The organism is Pseudomaricurvus sp. ABR4_320 (assembly GCF_056159445.1).
This window is the reverse complement of sequence record NZ_JBSWVF010000003.1, coordinates 240,590-262,185: the sequence shown is the minus strand read 5'-3', so window position 1 is coordinate 262,185 and position 21,596 is coordinate 240,590. Positions and strand designations below refer to the sequence as shown.

Below are 21,596 nucleotides of genomic sequence, written 5' to 3'. Positions count from 1 at the left end.
AAATGAGTGAATACAGCGACAGTTTGATAGACGTTTTTCTACCGCTGGGCGATGTTCGAACCCGGAGAATGTTCGGTGGCTATGGTCTCTTTCTGGATGACCTGATGTTTGGGTTGGTGTCGGATGATCTTCTGTACTTGAAGGTGGACGAACGCTCTCGGCAAGACTTTATCGAGCTGGGGCTGGAGCCATTTTGTTATCCGCGTCAGGGCAAACGTGTCGCGTTATCCTTTTATCAGGCGCCAGAAGACATTTTTGACGACCAGGATGCTGCAGTGTCGTGGGGACAAAAGGCATTGGCAGCAGCCTTGCGTTCCCGAACGAAGAGGTAGGCCATGGCTGAAATTGGTAGGGGGTGTTTCACCTTTCAATACCGCTAATATCTGAGTGCTTATGACAGAATGGTATTTCGCCAAAGACGATAAGAATCATGGAGCACAGAACGATGATCACACCGCAACTGCAATTCGTTTTTGAGGCGGGCGGCAAATTGGCCCCACCGTTAACGATTGGCCCAACCTATGAGGGGCAGAGGCGTATCATCCCGATATTGGATGGGCATTTCGAAGGGCCGGACATTCGCGGCAAATTTGTCTCAACAGGTGCCGCTGACTGGCAGTACACACGCACCGACGGCGTCACTCAGGCTGAGGCGACCTACGCCATTGAGACCGATGACGGTGTGCTGATCCAGGTCGACAACTTTGGTCTTCGCCATGGCCCTGAGGATGTCATTGCAAAATTGGCTCAGGGCGACGATGTTGATCCAGCTCTGTATTATTTTCGCACCAACCCACGCTTCAAAGCGCCAGAAGGCAAATATGATTGGTTGAATCGTTATATTTTTGTTGCAGCTGGCGCCCGCTATGCCCAGGGGATTCGGCTCTGGTTTTATAAGGTCTTATAAAAAAGGAGGCAAGTCGTTGCTGGTGGTCTGCGGATAGCGCTGGTACTCTCTGCCCATTGAAATCCGATGGATAGCGGAACACAAGGCCATGACAACAGACACTTTCAAGGAATCGAAAATACCGGTCAATTTGATTACGGGATTTCTCGGTGCGGGCAAGACTACCGCGATACGGCATCTGCTGCGTCACAAGCCTGCAGACCAGCATTGGGCAGTGCTTGTTAATGAGATGGGCGAGGTGGGTATTGATGGCCCGCTGTTTGAGCAGGATGGTATCGCTGTTAAACAGGTCGCTGGCGGCTGCATGTGTTGTGTCAGTGATCTGCCGTCGAAGGTGGCTTTGAACGAGCTGATTCGACGCCAGCGTCCCGATCGAATCTTGATCGAGCCCAGCGGCATTGCCCGACCTCGTACCATTTTAAATACGTACGGCAGTGTCGAGTATAAATCGCTGCTGCAACTGCAGGCCACTGTCTGTCTGGTTGATCCCTGGAGCATTACCCGTCCGGAAATTCTGGAGTTGCCGACGTTTACCGAGCAGATCGAATTGGCGGATGTCCTGTTGGTCAGTAAGGCCGATGTGGCTTCAGAGGAGGAGTTGGCCGCCTTCTATCGCTTTGTCGAGCGCCTGGGGGAAAAGGCTCTGGTGACGGCGATTGCTGATGGCGCCATTGATCCTGCATGGTTGTCGCTGACACGGCAGCCGTCTGGGGGTGTGGCTCATCATCATCATCACGAACACCACCACCATCATCATGCTGAGGATACTGGTGAGGTTACAGAACCTCTGGTTGCCGATGCGGAAGGCGTGATTCGCCGTGAAAATGAAAATGCTGAAGCCTTTGGCTGTGGTTGGCTGTTTCCCAAAAATTGGGTGTTTACATTTACCGGTTTGGAATCACTGCTGATGGAGCTTGAGGTGCCTCGTATTAAGGGCATTGTGCAAACCAATGATGGTTGGTACACGGTTAACCGGATGCGTGAACACTCGCGTTGGGACAGCGCTCAGGCGCCGGATGATGGGGTCAGCGCCGTTGAAATGATCGCGCTGTCTGCCACCGATTGGAAATTGATTGACGCGCAGCTGAGAGAGTTGGCCCGTAAAAATACAGAAGAAGGAGAGGTAAATTGAGTTCACCACTGGTTACCACAGAGTGGCTTGCCGCGCATCTGCACGATGACGACCTACTGTTGCTGGATGCAAGTGTTGAAAACGTTATTGGACGCGAGCCACTGAAATACGACTCGCTACTGACGATCCCGGGCAGTTTGAAGCTGGATCTGGAAACGGAGTTTTGCGATCTCAGCAGTGAGCAGGTACACGCGTTTCCTCGTCCAGAGCAGGTGGCTGTGGCTTGTCAGCGTTTGGGTATTTCTTCCCGCTCGCGCCTGGTTCTCTTCGACAATCAGGGCATTTACTCCGCTCCAAGGGCGTGGTGGATCTTACGGGCGTTTGGTTTTACGCAGGTTTTTGTTCTCGATGGCGGTTTGCCGCGCTGGCTCGCAGAGCAGCGGCCTGTAGTGACAGAGCACTCACATCCTGAATCTTCTGCGGATGCTCTTCATTGTCAGTTGCAAGCGGAAGCTGTTTATCTGCTGCCGGATGTTTTATCTGCCCTGGATGATGGGGCAACGAAAATTTTTGATGCACGCTCCGCGGGGCGTTTTGCGGGCACGGCCCCAGAACCAAGACCCGGCTTGCGCAGCGGCCACATTCCCGGCTCTTGCAGTTTGCCTTTCGCAGACCTTCTAGACGGTGACGGTTACAAATCCAAAGACGAATTAAAGGCCATCTTTGAGCAGTTGGGGGCAGAAGTTACTGATCGACTGGTTTTCTCCTGCGGCTCGGGTGTTACCGCCTGCATATTGATGCTGGGCGCGGCAGTTTGTGATTATCCTTTGTTGAGTCTCTACGACGGTTCCTGGGCAGAATGGGGCGCGCGTCCTGATGTGCCCGTCGAGAAAGGATAAGTGCCTTGCCTGACACCAGCGCTCGCAACCAACTATTAGGGCGGGTTGCAGAACTGCGTCCTGGCGCCGTTAATGCGGATGTGCTCTTGGTACTGGATGACGGTACTCGACTTTCGGCAAACATCACCAATGCGGCGCTTCAGCAACTCGGGTTGATATCGGGAGATAAGGCATGGGCGCTGATTGATGCCAGCCATATTATGATCGCGCCGGGCAGAGAGGCTGCCGTCAGTGTCAGCAATCGACTGGCCGCAGTCATCAAGGGTATTCAGGCGGGCGCGGTTCGTGACCAGGTGACGTTATCGCTGGCGTGTGGCGGGTCTTTGGTGGTCGGTGTAACGAGGGGATGCCTACAATCTTTAGGTCTCGCAGAAGGCGCCGACTGCTGTGCGTTGTTCAGCGCCTCATCCGTTGTATTAATGTCGTTCTGATACGGGTTTCGTGAGCTGACGTGTCAGCTTACCTGGGTAATCCAATCCTGCAGATTGTAGAAGTTACTGATGCGCGCGATTTTACCGTCTTTAACTTCAAAAAATGCGCCGGCAGGTAATGTGTAGGTTTGGCCCTTGGCCTCAGGAAGTCCGCTGTCGGTAGCGACATATTCTCCGTGTACTGTAAATTCGGCCGCTGCTCGGCTGCCATCACCATTAACCATTATGGCGATGTCCGAAAGTTGTTCTTTGTAGTGGTGGTTCATTCGCGACATAAAATCTGCAAATGCTGACTGGCCAATTTCTCTCTCGCCCTGGTTGATGTCGTGAATAACATCATCCGTGAGCAATTTCAAAAAGTCCTGCATATCCCCACGATTAAACGCGGCATAGTAATTTTCGAGTAAGGCCTCTGTCTCTTTTTGCATCTTTTGTCTCTTATTCTTTGTTGAAGTTACTGAATATTATGCGCTTCATTTCAGCTTGGTGACAGTGCGAGGAGAGAGGGCGACAATTTTTTCGCTTCTAGTTGCTACCGGTGGCACTATGGGGTAGTCTTAAATGACCGGTGGCATCGAAAATTTTGTCACGTGGAGAGGCGAGGCTGCCGGACACACATCCAAAATAATTAATAATTCGGGGTGTCAATGGAATCTTATAAACCAACTCAATCTGTTCTCAATCGCAGTATCCTGATGGCGAACTTGGCGCTTGCCGGTGTGTCCTTACCCGCGAGCGCACAGGAAGATGAAACGTCTTCGCCCGCCATGTTGGAAGAAATTAATGTAACTGGATATCGGCGCTCGTTAGAAGCTGCCCGCGAACTTAAACGCGGAATGGCCCATCAAACCGACAGCATAGTGGCAGAAGATATTGGCAAGATGCCAGATCTGAATCTCGCAGAGTCCTTGCAGAGAGTGCCCGGCGTTGCGATTACCCGTGAAGGTGGGGAGGGGCGCAATATTACGGTGCGCGGGCTGGGGCCAGGCTTTACCCGAACAACATTGAACGGTATGGAAGTGCCCGCCAGTACAGGTGGGTTGGATTCTTCGGGCGGCGTAAATCGTGGGCGAGATTTTGACTTTAACGTTTTTGGTGCCGAGCTGTTTAATCGGATCACCATCAATAAAAGTTCTGTTGCTCATATAGAAGAAGGTGGGCTCGCGTCAACCGTAGAGCTTTATTCCCGTAAGCCCTTTGATCAGCCGGGTCGAACCGTGAGTTTAAGCGCACAGGGTTCTTTGAATTACGATGCCGATGAGTTGGATCCCCGTATGTCGGCGCTGTTTAGTCAAACCTTTGCTGACGATACCTTTGGTGTTCTTGCAGCGGTTACCTATTCTGAGCGAACCGTACATCAGGAAGGTTTTGGCACGGTGCGATGGACATCGCCATTTGATAATGGGGGGCGTTCCTGGGTTGGAACCGATGCTGATGTCGTGATCAATGGCACGCCGAATCCCTCTGCGAATTATCCCGGTGAGGCCATTGATGGGGCGCAGCAGTTGGATTATATGTGGCATCCCCGCCTACCAAGAATGGATTCTTTCAATCGTGAGCAAGATCGTACTGGGTACACCTTGTCCTTACAGTGGCGACCGCAAGAGCGCATGGAGTTAGGGTTCGATCTGGTCGGTTCCAAATTGGAAGCCGATGTGACTTCCTACAATTATTTTGCTCAATTTCGAAATCTTCAGGACAGTATTTCACCCACGGAAGTCACGCTGGATCCTTCGGGACGCCGTATTACTGCCGCGACCTTTGATAACGTTCAGCCGCGTTCGGAAAGTCGGGGACAGTTCAGTGAAACCGACTTTCTGCAGACGGTTATCAACGGGCGTTACGATCTTACTGATTCCGTCACGCTTAAAGCCATGTACGGTCGCGCAGAGTCAGATCATCATGAAGAGCAGTATCGATTCAACCTGACCGCGCTGGAAGGTTATCCCTTCAGCTACTCTTTTGAAGATGACAGTAACATGGCGGCGATGAGTTACGGTTTCGACATTCTCGATACGGCTAACTATGAATTTACCGGGCCTGTGTTCAGGCTTGATGAAGTCAATCGGGAAAATGACACCTTTCGCCTGGATTTAGAGGCCATGGGGGATAATTCAGTTGTTCGCACTGGCGTGATTTGGAATCGACGTACTGTAGATTCCAAGTTAGGTGATCCTGTCGGTATTGCGGATACCGCTTCCATCGCTGTTACCGAGGAAAATACACGTCGTCTGAGTCAGGTGGTTGATAATTACGGAGATATTGTCGATTCGCCTTCGGGATTTCCCACGGACTGGCTGGTTGCAGATTTCGGAACGGCAATTGATCAGTTTAACGCGGGTTCTTTTGAAATTAATCTCGAAGATCCGGCAACGTTTGATATTGAAGAAAAAACGTTGGGTGCCTACGTGGAGGCAGAAGTTGAGACTGAACTTCTCGGAAAACCCTTCACTGTCAACGCCGGGCTGCGCGTTGTGAAAACCAAATTGAGTTCGGAGGGAGTGGCGCCCGATGGTTTGGGCGGATATGTGGCCACGCAATTTTCTCAAGATTACACCGAGTATCTGCCGTCGTTAAATATGGTCTGGGAGACGATGGAAAATGTTCTCTTACGACTGAGTATGGGACGCAATATTTCCCGTCCGGGACTTGGCGGTCTCGCCGGCTCTGTCAGTGTGACGCCAATTAATGGGAATGTCAGTGTGGGCAATCCGGATCTGGAGCCGGTGCGCGCCAACTCTATAGATGCCGGTGTCGAATGGTATTTTGCCGATGAGTCTTTGCTCAGTCTGACCTTTTTTCATAAAGACATTGAGAGCTTTATTACGGGTGAGACGATACAGAATCAACCGCTGCCGGATGACGTCTATGCCATCGTTGCCGCACGGCCTGAGTATGATCCGACCAGTCCACTTTACGATCCCAGTGTCATCTCTCCAGACAGTACCGATTGGAATATCACCACGAGTGTTAACGGTGAGGGTGCCGATTTGGATGGCTATGAAATTGGTTATCAGCACGCGTTGGATTTTATCTTTCCGGGAATTGGTGTATTTGCCAATTACACCCATGTGGAATCGGAAGCTGAGTTTGGCAACGGGGTTGTCGGGTCGCTCGAAGGGTTGTCAGAAAACAGTTACAACGCTGGCGTTTATTACGAAAACGATTTGTTCGGTGCACGTGTCGTGGTTAATGATCGGGACGATTATGTTACGGATCAAACGGGTTCCAATGGTAACGCCTCACACGCGACGACAGGTCCCACACGAGTCGATCTGTCAGCATTCTGGAATGTTACTGAATCTTTGAAGGCGACCTTGGAAGTGATCAATCTGACCAATGAAGAAGAGCGCCTTTATACCACAGGTCCATTGGGTGATATGAATTTGGTGCGGGAATATAACGCGACGGGTACGGAAATTCTTTTTGGTCTTCGTGCCAACTTTTAGTCGTTGAGATTTTGACGTGAGTGGAGGCGCGTCTGTCCTTTAGATCAGCAGTACAATATTTTTTTTATCGCTATTGAGTCTCTCTGAACATCGCAATGATTGGTTTCTGACATGAAAGAACTGAGCGAGTACAGCTCTGACGTTGCCAGTATTAATCAGAGGTTCCTAGGTTTTTAGAGAGGCTTTTTGTTTCTTATGAGAGGGATGTTTTACGTTGTATGGATGGTTTAAGAGTTTTACCTTGGTTGCTGTTGTTGTGTGTCGGCGCGGTTTGCGCTTCTCCAGAGTCTTCAAACAATTCAGAGAAATCGCCTTTGACGCTTTGGTATAAGAAACCTGCGGCGTCTTGGGAAGAGGCCTTGCCGATCGGAAATGGACGGCTGGGTGCGATGGTATTTGGTGGCACTGACGAAGAAGTCATTCAGATTAACGAAGATACTTTTTGGGCGGGAAGCCCCTATAACAATTTTAATCCGAAAGCCCAACAGGCTCTGCCGGAAATGCGTCGTCTTTTGGATAACGGTGATGCATCCGAGGCGGCGGAATTAGCAAAGACGGATTTCGCCAGTCAGAAGGGTAATGGCATGCCCTATCAGAGCGCTGGTGAATTGACCTTGCGCTTCCCCGGTCACGAGAAGGCGCAGGACTATTACCGGGATCTTAATCTCGATACGGCGGTGGCAAGCACTCGTTATCGTGTCGGTGACGTCATTTATCAAAGGCAGGTATTCAGTTCGTTTGACGATCAGGTGATTGCGTTACAGATCACCGCGAGTGAGCCTGGCGCGTTAAATTTTACAGCGGCGCTAACGCACCCTGATGGGATGCAGACCCGCGTAGATGGTAAAGCAGCAAGCTTGCGTTTGACGGGCACTGGCCGCAGCCATGAGGGCATAGAAGGCCGGGTGCGATTGGCCGATCGTGTCGATATTCTTATTGACGATGGCCGGGTGAGCGAAGAAGGCCAGTCTTTGAGCGTCGAAGGTGCCAGTCGAGCGACGATTCTGATTGCCGCCGCGACCAACTTTGTGACCTATCAAGATATTTCTGGCGATGCCCAAGCGCGAGTCGATGCTTTTATGAAAGACGCGCGCGCGCAATTCGATGGCGCATCGGAAGCCTTTGCCAGGTTGCGCGATGTGAACAGCAAGCGCCATCAAGAGCAGTTTCGTCGGGTGTCTTTTAGCTTGCCTGCGGCAGAGGGCGCGCCAAAGGACTATGCCGCGATGACAACCCGTGAGCGTATCGCGGGTTTTGCCGATAACTATGACAATGCCTTCGTTCCACTCTATTTTCAGTTTGGCCGCTATTTGTTGATTGCCTCTTCTCAACCAGGTACGCAGCCGGCGAATTTACAAGGTATTTGGAACGATAAATCGGTACCTGCCTGGGACAGCAAATACACGCTCAATATCAATGCGGAAATGAACTATTGGCCGAGTGACGTCACGAATCTCAGTGAGTTGAACGAGCCTCTGATGTCCATGATAAAAGAGCTGTCTGTTACAGGAAAAGAGACGGCAGAGAAGATGTATGGCATGGATGGTTTTGTGGTGCATCACAACACCGATATCTGGCGGATGACAGGCGGTGTTGATCGCGATTGGGCGCCCTGGCCCATGGGCGCCGCTTGGTTGTTGCAGCATGCGTGGGAAAAATATCTCTTCTCCGGGGATCGGCACATTGTCGAAGAGTTCTATCCGATTTTAAAATCGGCCTGTGACTTCTATGTGGATTATTTGATCCCTCAGAAAGATACCGGGTGGTTAATTGCCTCCCCGTCGATCTCTCCGGAAAATGCGCCTAAAGCCAGAGGTAAAATGGTTTCTCCGGGGGTGGCGATGGATGGCCAGCTGTTGTTTGATCTGTTTTCCCACACGCTCGTCTTTTCGCAAATCTTGGGGGAAGACGAAGACCGTCGAAGCGAGTGGCAGGGGGTGATCGATCAATTACCGCCACCTCAAATTGGTCGCTATTATCAAATTCAGGAGTGGTTACAGGACTGGGATGACCCTCAGGATCATCATCGCCACCTGTCTCATCTTTACGCCTTGCACCCCAGTAATCAGATTTCTCCCTGGACGACACCGGAATTGTTTAAGGCGGCTCGGGTTACGATGGAGCAGCGGGGTGATCCATCGACCGGTTGGTCGATGAACTGGAAGATCAATCTCTGGGCGCGGCTATTGGATGGCGATAGAGCGCTACGTTTGATGCGAGAGCAAATTTCTCCTGCCTACTCAGATCAACCGATGGATGAACACAGCGGTGGAACCTACCCCAATATGTTTGATGCTCATCCGCCCTTTCAGATAGACGGTAACTTCGGCTTTACGGCCGGTGTGGCTGAAATGCTGGCCCAGAGCCACGATGGTGCGGTTCATCTGTTGCCCGCGTTGCCGCAAGAGTGGCCTGATGGTGAGGTGACCGGTTTGGTGATGCGCGGCGGATTTGTGGTTGATATGCGCTGGAAGCAGGGGCGAGTGGTGGAACTGTCGGTAATGTCGCGGTTGGGGGGGAATCTTCGCCTGCGCAGTTACGATCCGCTACCTGCCGCTCACGGCTTCAAAACCCGGTCGGCAAAAGGTGAAAATAGCAATGCATTCTATGCTCGACCACAGGTGAAATCCGTGCAGATCAACACTTACAAGAAGATTCCTGGCATGGTTGCGCCCAGCGTCTACGAAATTGATGTTGCGACAACGGCGGGTGAGCGGTATCAATGGAGAGCTGCGGAGGTTATGCAGTAAAGGCATTGGTAGTGCAAATGCTCTACAATAGGCAGAGTATTCCCTCCAGAGTTACCTGCTATGACCTTGCCGTTACCGGAGATTGAACCTCTCCATCAGATTCTTCCCGATGAACCGCTTTTGATGATGGGGGCGGGGCCTGTCCCTATCCCCGACTCTGTGTCGGCGGCCAATGGCATCGTCATAAATCATCTGGGCGAGACCATGGCGCGAGTGGTTGATCAGGTTAAACGTATGGGGCGCTACATTTTTCAGACCGAGTCACCCTGGCTGTTGGGTGTCGCGGGACCTGGGTCTGCCGCGATGGAAATGGCGGTGGTGAACCTCGTTTCTCCCGGTGACAGAGTGCTGTCTATTTGCAATGGGTTTTTCTCTTCTCGATTGGCGGAGATGTCGCGCCGTGTCGGTGGTGATGTCGAGATCCTTACCATTCCGGATGGACGCAGTGCTCAGCCGGAAGAGTTGTTGGAGGCCATCCAACGCTTGCGCCCGCGTGTGCTGACCATGGTCCAAGGTGAAACCTCAAATACCACCTACAATGATCAATTGCCGGAAATCGCTCGTATCGCCGCCGAGAATGACTGTCTGGTGATTGTGGATGCGGTTTGCACCCTCAGCACCATGCCTCTGAATATGGATGAATGGCAGGTAGATGCGGTGATTACCGGGGGGCAAAAGGGATTGAGCTGTATACCCGGTGTCTCGCTGGTGGCCTTTTCAGAAAAAGCTTGGGCACAGATCCAATCGCGGCAGCAGCCGGTTGCCCACTGGACGTTGGATGCGAAGCTGGCAACGAATTTCTGGCATAAAGCCTCCTACCATTACACGGCGCCGGTCTCTGGTTTGTTGGCATTGCATGAGGCCATGCGGCTGGTGTGTGATGAAACTCTGGAACGCCGTTTTGATCGCCATCGCAGCTGTTCTCAGGCATTGCAGAAAGCAATCGAATCTCTTGGTCTGCAATTACACGTGCAGGGATCTGCACGTTTGAATTCGGTTGTCGGCATTCGTTTACCCAATGGCTTGAGTGCGGCCGAAGTCTGTGGGCATATCTCCAGTCATTATCGAGTGGAAATCGCCGGATCCTTTGGTCCGCCCATCGTTCGTATTGGGCAGATGGGCGAACAGTGCCGAGCTTACAATCTGTTTCGTGGCTTGCATGCGCTGGGATCGACGTTTCGAGATCTCGGTGTTTCCGTTAGCGTTCCTGAAGCGATGGCGGAACTGGAAAATCAGCTGCAAAAAAGCAAAAAATCGACCCTGTAGCGACCAATTACTGTTAAGAGCAATTCTTAAAACAGTGGATTCGGGATTCTGGCAAGGGAGGGCTAAGCGAGCGCAACCCTGACGTTGCCAGAATTCATAACGTGTATTTTTCGCGATGTCCTTACATCATTTGTCTGGGTGCCAGCCTCGAAGTATCTTTTCCGGGGTGTACTTGCTGGCTTCGTCGGCATCCAGTTGGTGGGACCAGGAGACGCGCTTGCTATTTTTTGCACCTGCACCAGTGTTGTGGTACTCGCCGTAAAATACGCTGGCTTCATTGGCGGGATCTCGCCAGTTATCCCATCCCTCGGGTTTTATATGAGCGCCCAGTTCACTGTTCATAAATACCGTGCGCGCGTATTTTCGCCAGGGGCGCCCCAGATAAACCTGTGTGATATCTTTGGCTGCGGTAAGTTTGCAGTGTTGAAAGACAAACCCAAAGGCCTCGGTTTCAGGCGTTGATGCTGCCGTCACGTAGGCGTTTCCGAGCGAGTGTATCTCGCAATGATCGAAAAAGGCTGTACCACCACCAAAGATAAAATCAATGGTGCCTTCGATGTAACAGTCTTTAAACCAAGAGCGGTGACCTTCGCCTGCGACATAAAGTGTGTCTTGATGGCCTTTCAGCGACACATTTTTAAAATAGGCACGATCCGCTTCCACGTGTAGCGCAACCGCTTGACCGACGGGGCCGGCGGAGTTGATGATGGTCAGGTTTTCTGCCCGAAAATCATTGCCACGTACACGCATGGTATAAGTGTGAAACGTGCTGTTTCTGCCGAGATCTACGCTGTCGAAGTGATCTCCGTAGGTAATAACGGTGCCGTCGCGGCTTTCGCCAATCAGCGAAATATTCGGATTCCAGTCGTAGACATCGACTTTTTCATGATAAGTGCCGTTGCGTACATCAATACGAATGGTTTCATAGGGAAAGGTCTTGCTTGCGTAGATGGCTTCTTGAATGGTTTTAAAGTCACCGCTGCCGTCTTGGGCGACGACAAAGTGGGTGGGGTAGTTCTGACCGAAGGCGAGAAACGAAGCCAACATCAGCCCCGTCAGTGTGAGTAGTTTCATAGCCGATTATCTCTGTTAATTCATTGGGCTTGACTACGCATAATCGTTTTTTGTGGCTATGATAGCCGCTGCGCCAGCGTAATGCGAACTTATATCGCCTTGCGCTTGAAAGTACGTTGATTGATTGTAAGTGTGTCGTGAAAACAATGAAGATTATTTGGTTTTGGAAATCGTTCAACGCCCTGACAGGGGCTGAAATGCATGAGCTTCTGGCGTTGCGCCAACAGGTTTTTTCGGTTGAGCAAAATTGTATTTATGTCGATCCCGATGAATTCGATAAAGAGTCAATACACCTTTTAGGCAAAAATGACAGTGGGCTGCTGGTGGCCTATGCAAGACTCGTCCTGCCTGAAACCAAGTATCCCGAGCCCTCCATTGGAAGAGTGCTGAATCGAGCGGAAGTTAGAGGGCTGGGTGTTGGTAAGGCGCTGATGACGGAAGCCATTCGCTACAGTCTTCGAGAGTTTCCCGGTCAGGATATTAAAATAATGGCGCAGGCGTACCTGGAGCGCTTTTACAGTGAGCTTGGCTTTAAAACCATTAGCGAACCTTTTTTGGAAGATGGAATAGAGCATATTAATATGTTGTTTACTGCACCTTCGAAAGCGTCGTAACGGATTATTTAAGCGTTCACTCTGAGTCAAGGGGAATATAATCTCAGTCAAACGCGTCTAATCGACCTCGTTGGTGGTGATTGGTCAGGTGAGTTTATGATAATAAAAATAACGTCGAATACAGTGAGTCTCTTTTTCGTTGTGGTGGCATTGATGAATTCCCCCGCGATGGCAGCTGGCAATCCACAGAGTGAGGTTGCCCCTCAATCAGAAGGTGAGGTCTTGGATGAAAGCTTTTATCAGGCCAAGCCCAAAATCCAACTCTACAGTGCGTATGCTGAATTCAAGATGGGAAATTATTCTGCTGCGCGCACTATGTGGGAAGCCATCAACGGCCAGGGGCACAGTGAAGCTGCGTTCAATTTAGGAATTCTTTACGAGCAGGGGCTGGGCGTCGAAGCTGATCCTGCGAAGGCGACCCATCACTATCTGAACGCCGCTCGCTTGGGCAGTCGTGCGGCAGCCTATCAAATCGGTTTGATGCATGATCGACAGCCCGAGTTAGTCTCCGCTCGTGAAGCCGCTCTCTGGTTAACCGCTGCCGCCATGGATGGTGATAGGGATGCCGCAGACGAGCTTTCACAGTTTTCAGCAGAGGATGCCAGCCCGGCACTGACAGCGGTGTGGCAATTGTTAAAACGGGGAGATCTTCAACAAGCTCTGGCTAAACTTCAAAGCGCGTCGACGACGGACTCTGTTGCCGCATCTCAATTAGCCTGGCTCTATCAGACGGGGCTGGGTGTCAACGTAGATACAAAACTGGCGCAGATAACTTTTCTTGAGGCGGCTCAACAGGGTGACGCCGTCGCTCAACACGCCCTCGGCATTTTATTCAGCAATGATGACACTAGGCTGACATCAGCGACAGAACCTCGGCAGTGGCTGGAATCCGCCGCAGGTCAGGGTTACCCGCCCGCAATACGGGATCTTGCGACACATCAATAAAGTTGATTCCGTCATTTGTTCTTCGTTTTCGCTTGGTTAATATAGAGCGTGAGAAGGACGTCATAATTATCCAAGGAGTTTGGGGTGCTGAGAATTTTTCCGATTTTATTCGTGCTGGCGCTGAGTGCCTGTTCCGATAAACCTGCGCCTGAAAGCCAGCCGCCCGAAGTCTTTGTGATTACCGCTGAAGAAGGCAGTTATCGGCCTCAGCGAAGCTTTAATGCCCGTATTGCTTCGAGAACCGATGTCGATATTGTCGCGCAGGTGAGTGGGCGCTTAATCGCTGTACACTTTCGGGAAGGTGACCTTGTTGAGTCGGGGGAGCCTCTGTTTGATATCGATCCGGCGCCTTTCAAAGCTGCGTTAAATCAAGCTCAAGCGGGATTGTCCCAGGCCAAGGCCAGCCAAACCAATGCACAAAAGAACTTTGCTCGCGCCGGTGAGCTGATCAAACAGGGATTTATCTCTCAGAAAGAATATGATGACCTGGAATCCAGTGCTCTTGCTGCTGACGCCGAGGTAGAAGCTGCCAAAGCACAACTGGAGCGGGCCAGAGTCGATCTGGATTACGCCAGTATTGTGGCGCCTAGCGCTGGAAGAGTAGGCCGTTCGGCGCCTGCGGTTGGAGACATCGTCGGTCCGGATTCTGGGCCGCTGACCACCTTGGTGGGACTAAACGACATGGAAGCCGTGTTTCAGGTGCCCGAAGCGACCATTATAGCCTTGCGAAACAACCCGGATTTCTCCGACGACGATATTGACGTTCATCTACAGTTGCCAGACGGTAATCGCTATCCCGAAGGTGGCAAAATTTCTTACATATCAAATCGCGTAGACGCTAGCAGTGGGACCGTTGAGGTGCGAGCCTCTATTGCCAATCCGAGAGATATTTTGCGGCCAGGTATGTATGTGCAGGCTAAGCTGCAATTGGCGTATGACTTGACGGGCTTGATGTTGCCGCAAGCGGCCATTCAGGTCGATCAGCGGGGCACTTATGTGCTTGTGGTCACCAATGACAGTATGGTGACGCGCAAGAATCTCACGACGGGTGAGCGCTTTGGCGAAGAGGTACAAGTTGTCTCAGGATTGGACGCTGGCGCTCAGGTTATTATTCGCGGGATTCAAAAGGCGCGGCCAGGTCAACAGGTGAAAACCTTGCCCTATACCACAGTAGAGGACGATAGCCCTCCGGCAGAGGATGGTGACCAGGGGGTGGAGACGACCGGCCAGGAGGGCTGATTATGATAAGCGCGCATTTTATCAATCGCCCTAAATTTGCCATGGTGATCGCTCTGGTCATCTTGCTTGCCGGTGGTATATCTCTCAATCTTCTGCCCGTTTCGGAATATCCGGAGGTCGCCCCTCCGCAGGTAAAAATCAGTGCTCGCTGGCCGGGCGCTTCTGCCACGGTGATGGAAGAATCCGTCGGGCAGGTGATTGAAGATGCTGTCAACGGTGTTGAAGGCATGGCTTACATGTCTTCAAATTCTGCCAATGATGGCAGCTATTCACTGACAATTACCTTTGGCATCGGTGACGATCCGGATATGTCGTTGGTACGAGTGCAAAATCGCGTAAAACTCGCAGAACCCTCTCTTCCGGCTGAGGTTCGAGCACAGGGATTAACCATCGATAAAATCTCTCCGGACATTCTTTTTACGGTGAGTTTTTATTCTCCCGATGAAAGCCTGGATGAATTGTTTATTGCGAACTACGCGCTCATCAATGTAATTACGCGGATCAAGCGACAGCCCGGTGTTTCTGATGCGGCGCTATTCAGTACCGCCGACTATTCCATGCGCTTGTGGTTGAATCCGCCGGAAATGAATGCGTTGGGAATCACCACCGACGATATTACAGCGGCACTACAAGAGCAGAATGTACAAGTCCCCGCCGGAAAGATTGGTGCGCCGCCTTATTCTGGGAATCTGAGCACCGAATATACGTTGCAGGTAAAGGGTCGGTTAAAGTCGGCGGCGGAATTTGAAAACGTGATTTTACGAGCGACAGATTCTGGAGCCATCGTGCACCTTGGTGATGTTGCGCGGATAGAGCTGGGGCAGCTGGATTATAAAATCAGCGGCAACTATCGAGACAAGCCCGCCACGGTGATGGCGGTCTATCAATTGCCTGGTGCCAATGCGCTGGAAACGGCCACTGGCGTTAAAGCCGAATTGCAGCGCCTCTCTCAAGATTTCCCCATGGGTATGGAATACGAAATAGGCTATGACACCACTCGCTATGTGACAGTAGCGATCAAGCAGGTGGTCATCTCCCTGATTCAAGCCGTGGGTTTGGTCATTCTGATTACCTTTATTTTTCTCGGCGACTGGCGTCCAACACTGGTGCCGACCGTGGCCATTCCTGTATCTCTTATCGGCACTTTCGCGGTTATGTTGCTGGCCGACATGACCATAAACACGGTGACATTATTTGGTCTTCTATTGGCGATTGGAATCGTCGTCGATGATGCTATTCTGGTGGTTGAAAATACGGATCGGCATTTGCGCGAGGATCCGAACATCGACAGTCGTCAGGCGGTTCGTCTGACTATGGAAGAAGTCAGTGGACCGATTGTCGCAACGACGCTCGTCCTGTTGGCGGTGTTTGTCCCTGTTGCTCTGTTGCCTGGCATTACGGGTGTGATGTATAACCAGTTCGCTGTCACGATTTGTGTGGCCGTGGTTATTTCATCAATCTGTGCTCTATCCCTTAGCCCCGCGGTGGCTGGTTTGGTGTTGCGTCGTACGGAAAAAGACGCACGTTGGTTTCAGATCTTTAATCGGGGCTTCACAGGGGTCACTCATCGTTACAGTCAATTGGTGGGGTTTCTGTTGCCCCGGCGTGGGCTGGTGCTCATCTTCTTTGCATTCATTTTGGTGGCATTGTACTTCGGCACCCGCTGGCTGCCTGGGGGATTTGTGCCGGTCGAAGATAAAGGCGTGTTACTGATCAACGTACAGTTGCCTGATGCGGCGTCGATCACTCGCACTCAGGCTGTGATGAGTAAATTGCAGACTTTGGTTGAAAAGGATCCTGCTATCGAGTCAGCCACCTTCCTGTCGGGGTATTCGATTTTAGCCGGGGCGGCACAAAGTAACAGTGGTGCTGGCTTTATCGTTCTCAAGCACTGGCAGGACAGGCCCGATATGAAAGACCTCTCTCTGGCCGTGTCACAACGATTGAATCGCACTGCTTTTTTGGCAATTCCCGAAGCGCTGGTGCAATCCTTTCCGCCGCCCTCTATTCCTGGGATGGGTCTGGTGGGCGGCTTGGAAATGGCGCTGGAAGATACTCAGGGGCGCAGCCACGAGGAGTTAGCGGGAGCATTGCAGACACTGAGTGCCGCTGCCAACGAATCCCCCCTGATTGTCGATGCCTATTCCACCTTTCGAGCCAATGTGCCTCAGTATTTGGTGGATATCGATAAAACCAAAGCCAAAACACTGGGTGTTTCGCTAACCAATATCTATGCAACCTTGCAGGCGCAATTGGGTTCGTCGTACGTCAATGACTTTTCATTGTACGGACAAACCTATCGGGTGATGATGCAAAGTCAGCCGCAATTCCGGCAGGCGTTGGGCGATATCAGTCAGCTATACGTACGTTCCGCAACCAATCAGATGGTGCCTTTAGATACTCTGGTTCGTGTTGAGCCGATTCTCGGTGCGGATGTGGCGAGTCGCTATAACTTATTCCGGGCTGCCATTCTGCGAGCCAGTGCCGCGCAAGGGGTTGCCAGCGGTGATGCCATGGCTGAAATGGAGCGCATTGCCGCCGAGGTTTTGCCCGATGGCTTTCAAATTGAATGGACGGGAATGAGCTATCAAGAACAGCAGGCTGGCAATCAGGCCGTCATTGCGTTTGCTCTGGCGCTGATCTTTATCTACCTGTTTTTGGTTGCGCAATACGAAAGCTGGTCGATTCCTCTGGCGATTATTATGGTGGTCCCCTTTGCTATAACGGGGGCGATATTTGGTTTGTTAATGATTGGAAAATTAGGAATTCCCCAGTTGGGGGCGCTGGATCTGTTTGCTCAAGTGGGCTTGGTATTGTTGATTGGCTTGGCGGCAAAAAATGCCATTCTTATTGTTGAGTTTGCTCGAGAGCGGCGTGAGGTTGGTGGCTTGGATATTAACGATGCTGCCGCAGAAGCCGGGCGCTTGCGATTCCGTGCTGTGTGCATGACGGCGCTTTCGTTTGTGCTTGGCATTCTTCCTCTGGTGTTGGCATCTGGCGCGGGCATGTTCAGTCAGATGTCATTAGGCCATACCGTGCTCTGGGGGATGCTGGCAGCGCTCCTGATCGGAACGCCTCTGATTCCAGCATTTTTCTCAATCATTCAGTCGACGAGAGAGTCTTTAAAACGGCGAGTTTGAATCGCGTATATCACCTGTCACTGATTCAAGGGCGTCAAGTATCGCTTCGGGTGTTGCTGGTGCCCGCAATTGCGGGCTACGGCCATCTCCGGCAGCCGCGATCGCATCCCGAATCGCAAAAAATACTGAGAAGGGAAGTAGCAGGGGGGGCTCCCCAACGGCTTTCGAGCGCAAGACGGTATCTTTCACATTTGGGTTGTCGTACAGGCGGGTGATGAACTTTTCCGGGCAGTCACTGGTTCCGGGAATTTTATAGGTGGAAGGCGCGTGGGTGGTTAACTTGCCCTGTTCATTCCAGCAGAGTTCTTCTGTGGTCAGCCAGCCCATACCCTGGATAAACGCGCCCTCAATCTGACCGATGTCGATGGCCGGATTGATGCTTTTGCCAGCCTCGTGAAGTAGATCGGCCTGTAGCAATTGCCATTCGCCCGTTAAGGTGTCGATTTGCACTTCTGCAACGGCGGCGCCGTAAGCGAAGTAATAAAAGGGGCTGCCTGTTAGGGTCGCGTTATCCCAACTGAGATCTGGCGTTTTATAGAAGCCGTCCGACCAGAGTTGAATTCTTTCCTGATAGGCTTTCATAACCAGCTCTGTAAACGGCAGGCTCTGATCGTCGAGGTAAACCTGGTCATTCTGGAAGACAACGTCATCCGGCGAGCCATTTAAAAGTTTGCCTGCTAATTTGGCAAGACGCTGTCGAATTTGAATGGCTGCGTCTGCGGCTGCCTTGCCGTTTAAGTCAGATCCGGTGGATGCAGCGGTTGCCGAAGTATTGGCGACTTTACTGGTGTCGGCCGCGGTGGATCTCACCCGATCAAATGAGATACCCAATTCATGGGCGACCACTTGTGCGACTTTGGTATTTAACCCCTGGCCCATTTCCGTACCGCCATGGTTAACCAAAACGGATCCATCGGTGTAAATATGGACCAAGGCGCCCGCCTGATTAAAGTGTTTGACGTTAAACGATATTCCAAATTTACAGGGTGTGAGGTAGATGCCCTTTTTCAGAATAGGGCTCTGAGCGTTGAATGTCTGAATTGATTGACGACGCTGACGATAGTTGCTTTCTGCGACCAGTTGCTCAACCAGCTCGTGAATGACATTGTCTTCGACGGTTTGGCCATAGGGGGTAGTGTTGCGGTCGCCCGTACCGTAGAAATTTCTCTGGCGAATATCGAGCGGATCAGCGCCCAGCTGGCGGGCAATGTCATCAAGGGCATATTCCATGACCAGGGCGCCTTGAGGTCCACCGAAGCCGCGAAACGCCGTGTTACTTTGGGTGTTGGTCTTGCCGCTGTAAGCGCTGATTTCGACATCGCTAAGATAGTAGGCATTGTCGACATGGCAGACCGCACGGGTTGCAACTGGGCCAGAGAGATCCGCCGAAAAGCCCGCTCTGGTCATCATCTCAATATTGGCTGCTTCAATGCGGCCGTGTTGATCGAAAGCAATATCGTAATCGTACGAGAAGCAATGACGCTTGCCAGTGATCATCATGTCGTCGTCGCGATCGGGGCGAAGTTTGACGGGGCGCTTGAGTTTCCACGCTGCCAGTGCAGCAACCGCGCAAAAGAGTGCTGACTGTGATTCTTTACCGCCGAAGCCACCTCCCATGCGACGCATTTCCACGGTCACTTGATGGGCTTGCAGGTTCAGCAGATGGCAGACCACCTGTTGCATCTCTGTGGGATGCTGAGTGGAGCTGTATACAAAGAAGCCATTGTCTTCTTTCGGCAGCACATAGGCGATCTGTCCTTCCAGATAGAACTGCTCCTGGCCTTTAACATCGAGACTGCCCTGAATTCTCTGGTAAGCCTTGCTGAGTTTTTCCCTGGGAGATCCGCGGCTGAGTTTTAACGGCGGCAGCACATAGGATTCAGCCGCGCGAGCCGCTCTGGGCGAGAGTATTGCGGGCAATAGTGCATAGTCGATCTGTGCCTTGCGAGCGGCGTGTCGAGCAATGTCACGGGTTTCGGCGATCACCGCGAATAGCGGCTGGCCGAGATAAAGAACTTCGCCATTTGCCAAGACAGGGTCGTCATGGATGATCGGACCACAGTCGTTGGTGCCGGGTATGTCGTCGGCCGTCAGAACGGCCACTACGCCAGGTGTCGCTCTAACGGCGGATAGATCCATGTGTTTAATCGTTGCGTGCGCCTCTTCAGATAGGCCCAGCGCAGCGTGCAGAGTACCTTGCAGCTCGGGGATATCATCGATATAGGTCGCTTCGCCTGCGACATGCAGATGGGCAGATTCGTGGGCGAGCGGCTTATGAGCAGCGGATGTCGGTTGACTCATGGTGTGGCTCCCTCCGCGAACTGGTTATAGGCGCGGGTACTTGATGTTGGCAGTGGGCTGTCGGGTCGAGTTTCGAGCCAAAAGCGACGCAGCAGGTTGCGAGCGACTTTGCGCCGGTAGTCGGAACTCGCTCGCATGTCGGACATGGGTGAGTAATCCCCGTCCAAAGCCTGCATAGCCTTCATGAGCGTTGTTTCTGTCCAGGGTTGTCCCGACAGTGCCGCCTCGCAATCGTAGGCTCGACGACTGGTGGCAGCCATACCGCCAAAGGCAATGCGTGCGCCGCTAATCCTATCGCCGTCAAGAGTGAGTGCGAAAGCGCCGCAAACGGCGGAGATATCCGAGTCAAACCGTTTACACACCTTCCATGTTCTGAAGACTTGTTGGGAGGCTGGTGTGGGAATCTGAATGTCGAGCAGAATTTCACTGTCGCTTCTTACCTGTTCCATATACCCGGTGTACAAATCCTCCAGAGGGAGCACTCGCTGTACCTGAGTGCTGGCAAGGGTAACCTGTGCGCCCACGGCAATAAGCCAGGGCGCGGAATCACCAATCGGAGAGCCATTGGCGAGATTGCCACCCAAGGTCCCGGCGTTGCGAATCGGTAGTGACGCAAAACGTTCCCACAGCTCTTGAATTTGCGGGTAGATTTCTGCGAGCGCTTGATAGGCGTCGGTTAGGGAAACCGCAGCGCCAATGGTGATACTCGTTTGCTGTCGCTCAATTCTTTTAAGTGCCTCGACCTTACCTGTGTAAATGATGGTTGGCAGGTCACGCAGTTGCTTGTTTACCCACAGACCCACGTCTGTGCCACCGGCAAGCAAGGTGCTGTCGGGATGGTCTCGGCGTAGTTCAAGCAGCTGGTTGAGCTGCGTCGGTGCATAGTAACTTCCCTTTGCTGTCGAGCTGGCAAGGGGATCTGACTGGCTGAGGTCGTCGAGTCTGGAGAGTGCTGCCGTGCGATCTAGTGTCTGTGGGGCCGGTTCGAACATTTGGACACCGGCATCGAGAATAGGGCGATAGCCGGTGCAACGACAGAGGTTGCCAGACAAGTGGGTTACCAACTCCTGGCGATTGGGTGCTTCACTCGTTGCCTGTTTGTCTTCGTAGTAGTTCCAAAGCGACATGATAAAACCCGGTGTACAGAAACCGCATTGGGAACCATGACAATCAACCATCGCTTGTTGTACAGGGTGAAGCTCGCCAGTCTGCTGTTTTAGATATTCAACGGTATACAGCAGCTTTCCGTGCAGCGTTGGTAGAAATTGTATGCAAGCATTCACACTGCGTAATTGCAGTTGGTTGTCGTTACGCTCACCAATAACGACGGTGCAGGCACCGCAGTCGCCCTCGGCGCAGCCTTCTTTGGTGCCCGTCAGGTGTTGATCTTCGCGTAACCATGCCAACAGTGATTGGGTGGGTACAAAGTCTTTCAGCTCGATCCGTTGGTCATTGAGATAAAAACGCAACAGCTGTGTCGATTCCGGCATGATTTTATGATCCTTTGGT

General features: G+C 52.0%; 16 protein-coding genes. 12 read left to right on the top strand and 4 right to left on the bottom strand.

Going from position 1 to position 21,596, the window contains the following annotated elements:
- The first annotated feature begins 2 nt into the window (after window positions 1–2).
- From ACXAFR_RS07385 to ACXAFR_RS07365, 5 genes are all read left to right on the top strand, one after another.
- Window positions 3–332, top strand: coding sequence for a TfoX/Sxy family protein (locus ACXAFR_RS07385; protein ID WP_475174671.1), 330 nt, complete (start codon window positions 3–5; stop codon window positions 330–332).
- A 113-nt stretch (window positions 333–445) separates the two neighbouring features.
- The gene (locus ACXAFR_RS07380) at window positions 446–907 is read left to right on the top strand and encodes a DUF3237 domain-containing protein (protein WP_475174668.1); all 462 of its coding nucleotides are present in this window, start codon (window positions 446–448) and stop codon (window positions 905–907) included.
- Between the two features lie 88 nt (window positions 908–995).
- Window positions 996–2,039 carry a CobW family GTP-binding protein gene (locus ACXAFR_RS07375; protein WP_475174665.1) on the top strand — a complete coding sequence of 348 codons (1,044 nt, stop codon included), beginning with the start codon at window positions 996–998 and terminating at the stop codon, window positions 2,037–2,039.
- Window positions 2,036–2,878: a sulfurtransferase gene (locus tag ACXAFR_RS07370; protein ID WP_475174659.1), complete on the top strand. Its 843-nt coding sequence runs from the start codon at window positions 2,036–2,038 to the stop codon at window positions 2,876–2,878. Before ACXAFR_RS07375 ends, ACXAFR_RS07370 begins: the two co-directional genes overlap by 4 nt.
- 5 nt (window positions 2,879–2,883) lie before the next feature.
- Entirely contained in the window at window positions 2,884–3,309 is a 426-nt protein-coding gene (locus ACXAFR_RS07365; protein WP_475174656.1) for a TOBE domain-containing protein, read from the top strand.
- Between the two features lie 23 nt (window positions 3,310–3,332).
- Here the strand turns inward: ACXAFR_RS07365 and ACXAFR_RS07360 are convergent, their stop codons facing one another.
- The gene (locus tag ACXAFR_RS07360) at window positions 3,333–3,737 is read right to left on the bottom strand and encodes a ketosteroid isomerase-related protein (RefSeq protein ID WP_475174651.1); all 405 of its coding nucleotides are present in this window, start codon (window positions 3,735–3,737) and stop codon (window positions 3,333–3,335) included.
- Window positions 3,738–3,956: 219 nt separating this feature from the next.
- On the opposite strand from ACXAFR_RS07360, the gene ACXAFR_RS07355 reads away from it, so the two are divergent.
- From ACXAFR_RS07355 to ACXAFR_RS07345, 3 genes are all read left to right on the top strand, one after another.
- Entirely contained in the window at window positions 3,957–6,758 is a 2,802-nt protein-coding gene (locus ACXAFR_RS07355) for a TonB-dependent receptor (RefSeq protein ID WP_475174647.1), read from the top strand.
- Between the two features lie 218 nt (window positions 6,759–6,976).
- Window positions 6,977–9,508, top strand: coding sequence for a glycoside hydrolase family 95 protein (locus ACXAFR_RS07350; protein WP_475174643.1), 2,532 nt, complete (start codon window positions 6,977–6,979; stop codon window positions 9,506–9,508).
- A 60-nt stretch (window positions 9,509–9,568) separates the two neighbouring features.
- Window positions 9,569–10,774 carry a pyridoxal-phosphate-dependent aminotransferase family protein gene (locus ACXAFR_RS07345; protein ID WP_475174638.1) on the top strand — a complete coding sequence of 402 codons (1,206 nt, stop codon included), beginning with the start codon at window positions 9,569–9,571 and terminating at the stop codon, window positions 10,772–10,774.
- A 126-nt stretch (window positions 10,775–10,900) separates the two neighbouring features.
- Here the strand turns inward: ACXAFR_RS07345 and ACXAFR_RS07340 are convergent, their stop codons facing one another.
- The gene (locus tag ACXAFR_RS07340) at window positions 10,901–11,848 is read right to left on the bottom strand and encodes a pectinesterase family protein (protein WP_475174636.1); all 948 of its coding nucleotides are present in this window, start codon (window positions 11,846–11,848) and stop codon (window positions 10,901–10,903) included.
- A gap of 146 nt (window positions 11,849–11,994) precedes the next feature.
- On the opposite strand from ACXAFR_RS07340, the gene ACXAFR_RS07335 reads away from it, so the two are divergent.
- From ACXAFR_RS07335 to ACXAFR_RS07320, 4 genes are all read left to right on the top strand, one after another.
- Window positions 11,995–12,462, top strand: a complete 468-nt coding sequence (locus ACXAFR_RS07335) for a GNAT family N-acetyltransferase (RefSeq protein ID WP_475174633.1) — start codon at window positions 11,995–11,997, stop codon at window positions 12,460–12,462.
- Window positions 12,463–12,558: 96 nt separating this feature from the next.
- Window positions 12,559–13,407, top strand: a complete 849-nt coding sequence (locus ACXAFR_RS07330) for a tetratricopeptide repeat protein (protein ID WP_475174630.1) — start codon at window positions 12,559–12,561, stop codon at window positions 13,405–13,407.
- Window positions 13,408–13,491: 84 nt separating this feature from the next.
- A complete protein-coding gene (locus tag ACXAFR_RS07325; RefSeq protein WP_475174628.1) occupies window positions 13,492–14,646 on the top strand; it encodes an efflux RND transporter periplasmic adaptor subunit in 1,155 nt (384 codons plus the stop codon).
- A 2-nt stretch (window positions 14,647–14,648) separates the two neighbouring features.
- Window positions 14,649–17,786: an efflux RND transporter permease subunit gene (locus ACXAFR_RS07320; RefSeq protein ID WP_475174624.1), complete on the top strand. Its 3,138-nt coding sequence runs from the start codon at window positions 14,649–14,651 to the stop codon at window positions 17,784–17,786.
- Here ACXAFR_RS07320 and xdhB read toward each other — a convergent pair.
- Complete coding sequence (gene xdhB / locus ACXAFR_RS07315; protein ID WP_475174622.1) at window positions 17,769–20,087, bottom strand: xanthine dehydrogenase molybdopterin binding subunit; 2,319 nt, start codon at window positions 20,085–20,087, stop codon at window positions 17,769–17,771. The two genes, ACXAFR_RS07320 and xdhB, sit on opposite strands and share 18 nt — an antisense overlap.
- Window positions 20,084–21,577 carry a xanthine dehydrogenase small subunit gene (gene xdhA / locus ACXAFR_RS07310; RefSeq protein WP_475174618.1) on the bottom strand — a complete coding sequence of 498 codons (1,494 nt, stop codon included), beginning with the start codon at window positions 21,575–21,577 and terminating at the stop codon, window positions 20,084–20,086. The genes xdhB and xdhA overlap by 4 nt, the downstream gene beginning before the upstream one ends.
- Window positions 21,578–21,596: the final 19 nt, after the last annotated feature.

Bases quoted from the DNA above. Each gene is read 5' to 3' on its own strand.
- ACXAFR_RS07385 (WP_475174671.1), top strand. From the start codon at position 3: ATGAGTGAATACAGCGACAGTTTGATAGACGTTTTTCTACCGCTGGGC.
- ACXAFR_RS07380 (WP_475174668.1), top strand. From the start codon at position 446: ATGATCACACCGCAACTGCAATTCGTTTTTGAGGCGGGCGGCAAATTG.
- ACXAFR_RS07375 (WP_475174665.1), top strand. From the start codon at position 996: ATGACAACAGACACTTTCAAGGAATCGAAAATACCGGTCAATTTGATT.
- ACXAFR_RS07360 (WP_475174651.1), bottom strand. From the start codon at position 3,737: ATGCAAAAAGAGACAGAGGCCTTACTCGAAAATTACTATGCCGCGTTT.
- ACXAFR_RS07355 (WP_475174647.1), top strand. From the start codon at position 3,957: ATGGAATCTTATAAACCAACTCAATCTGTTCTCAATCGCAGTATCCTG.
- ACXAFR_RS07350 (WP_475174643.1), top strand. From the start codon at position 6,977: ATGGATGGTTTAAGAGTTTTACCTTGGTTGCTGTTGTTGTGTGTCGGC.
- ACXAFR_RS07345 (WP_475174638.1), top strand. From the start codon at position 9,569: ATGACCTTGCCGTTACCGGAGATTGAACCTCTCCATCAGATTCTTCCC.
- ACXAFR_RS07340 (WP_475174636.1), bottom strand. From the start codon at position 11,848: ATGAAACTACTCACACTGACGGGGCTGATGTTGGCTTCGTTTCTCGCC.
- ACXAFR_RS07335 (WP_475174633.1), top strand. From the start codon at position 11,995: ATGAAGATTATTTGGTTTTGGAAATCGTTCAACGCCCTGACAGGGGCT.
- ACXAFR_RS07330 (WP_475174630.1), top strand. From the start codon at position 12,559: ATGATAATAAAAATAACGTCGAATACAGTGAGTCTCTTTTTCGTTGTG.
- ACXAFR_RS07320 (WP_475174624.1), top strand. From the start codon at position 14,649: ATGATAAGCGCGCATTTTATCAATCGCCCTAAATTTGCCATGGTGATC.
- xdhB (WP_475174622.1), bottom strand. From the start codon at position 20,087: ATGAGTCAACCGACATCCGCTGCTCATAAGCCGCTCGCCCACGAATCT.
- xdhA (WP_475174618.1), bottom strand. From the start codon at position 21,577: ATGCCGGAATCGACACAGCTGTTGCGTTTTTATCTCAATGACCAACGG.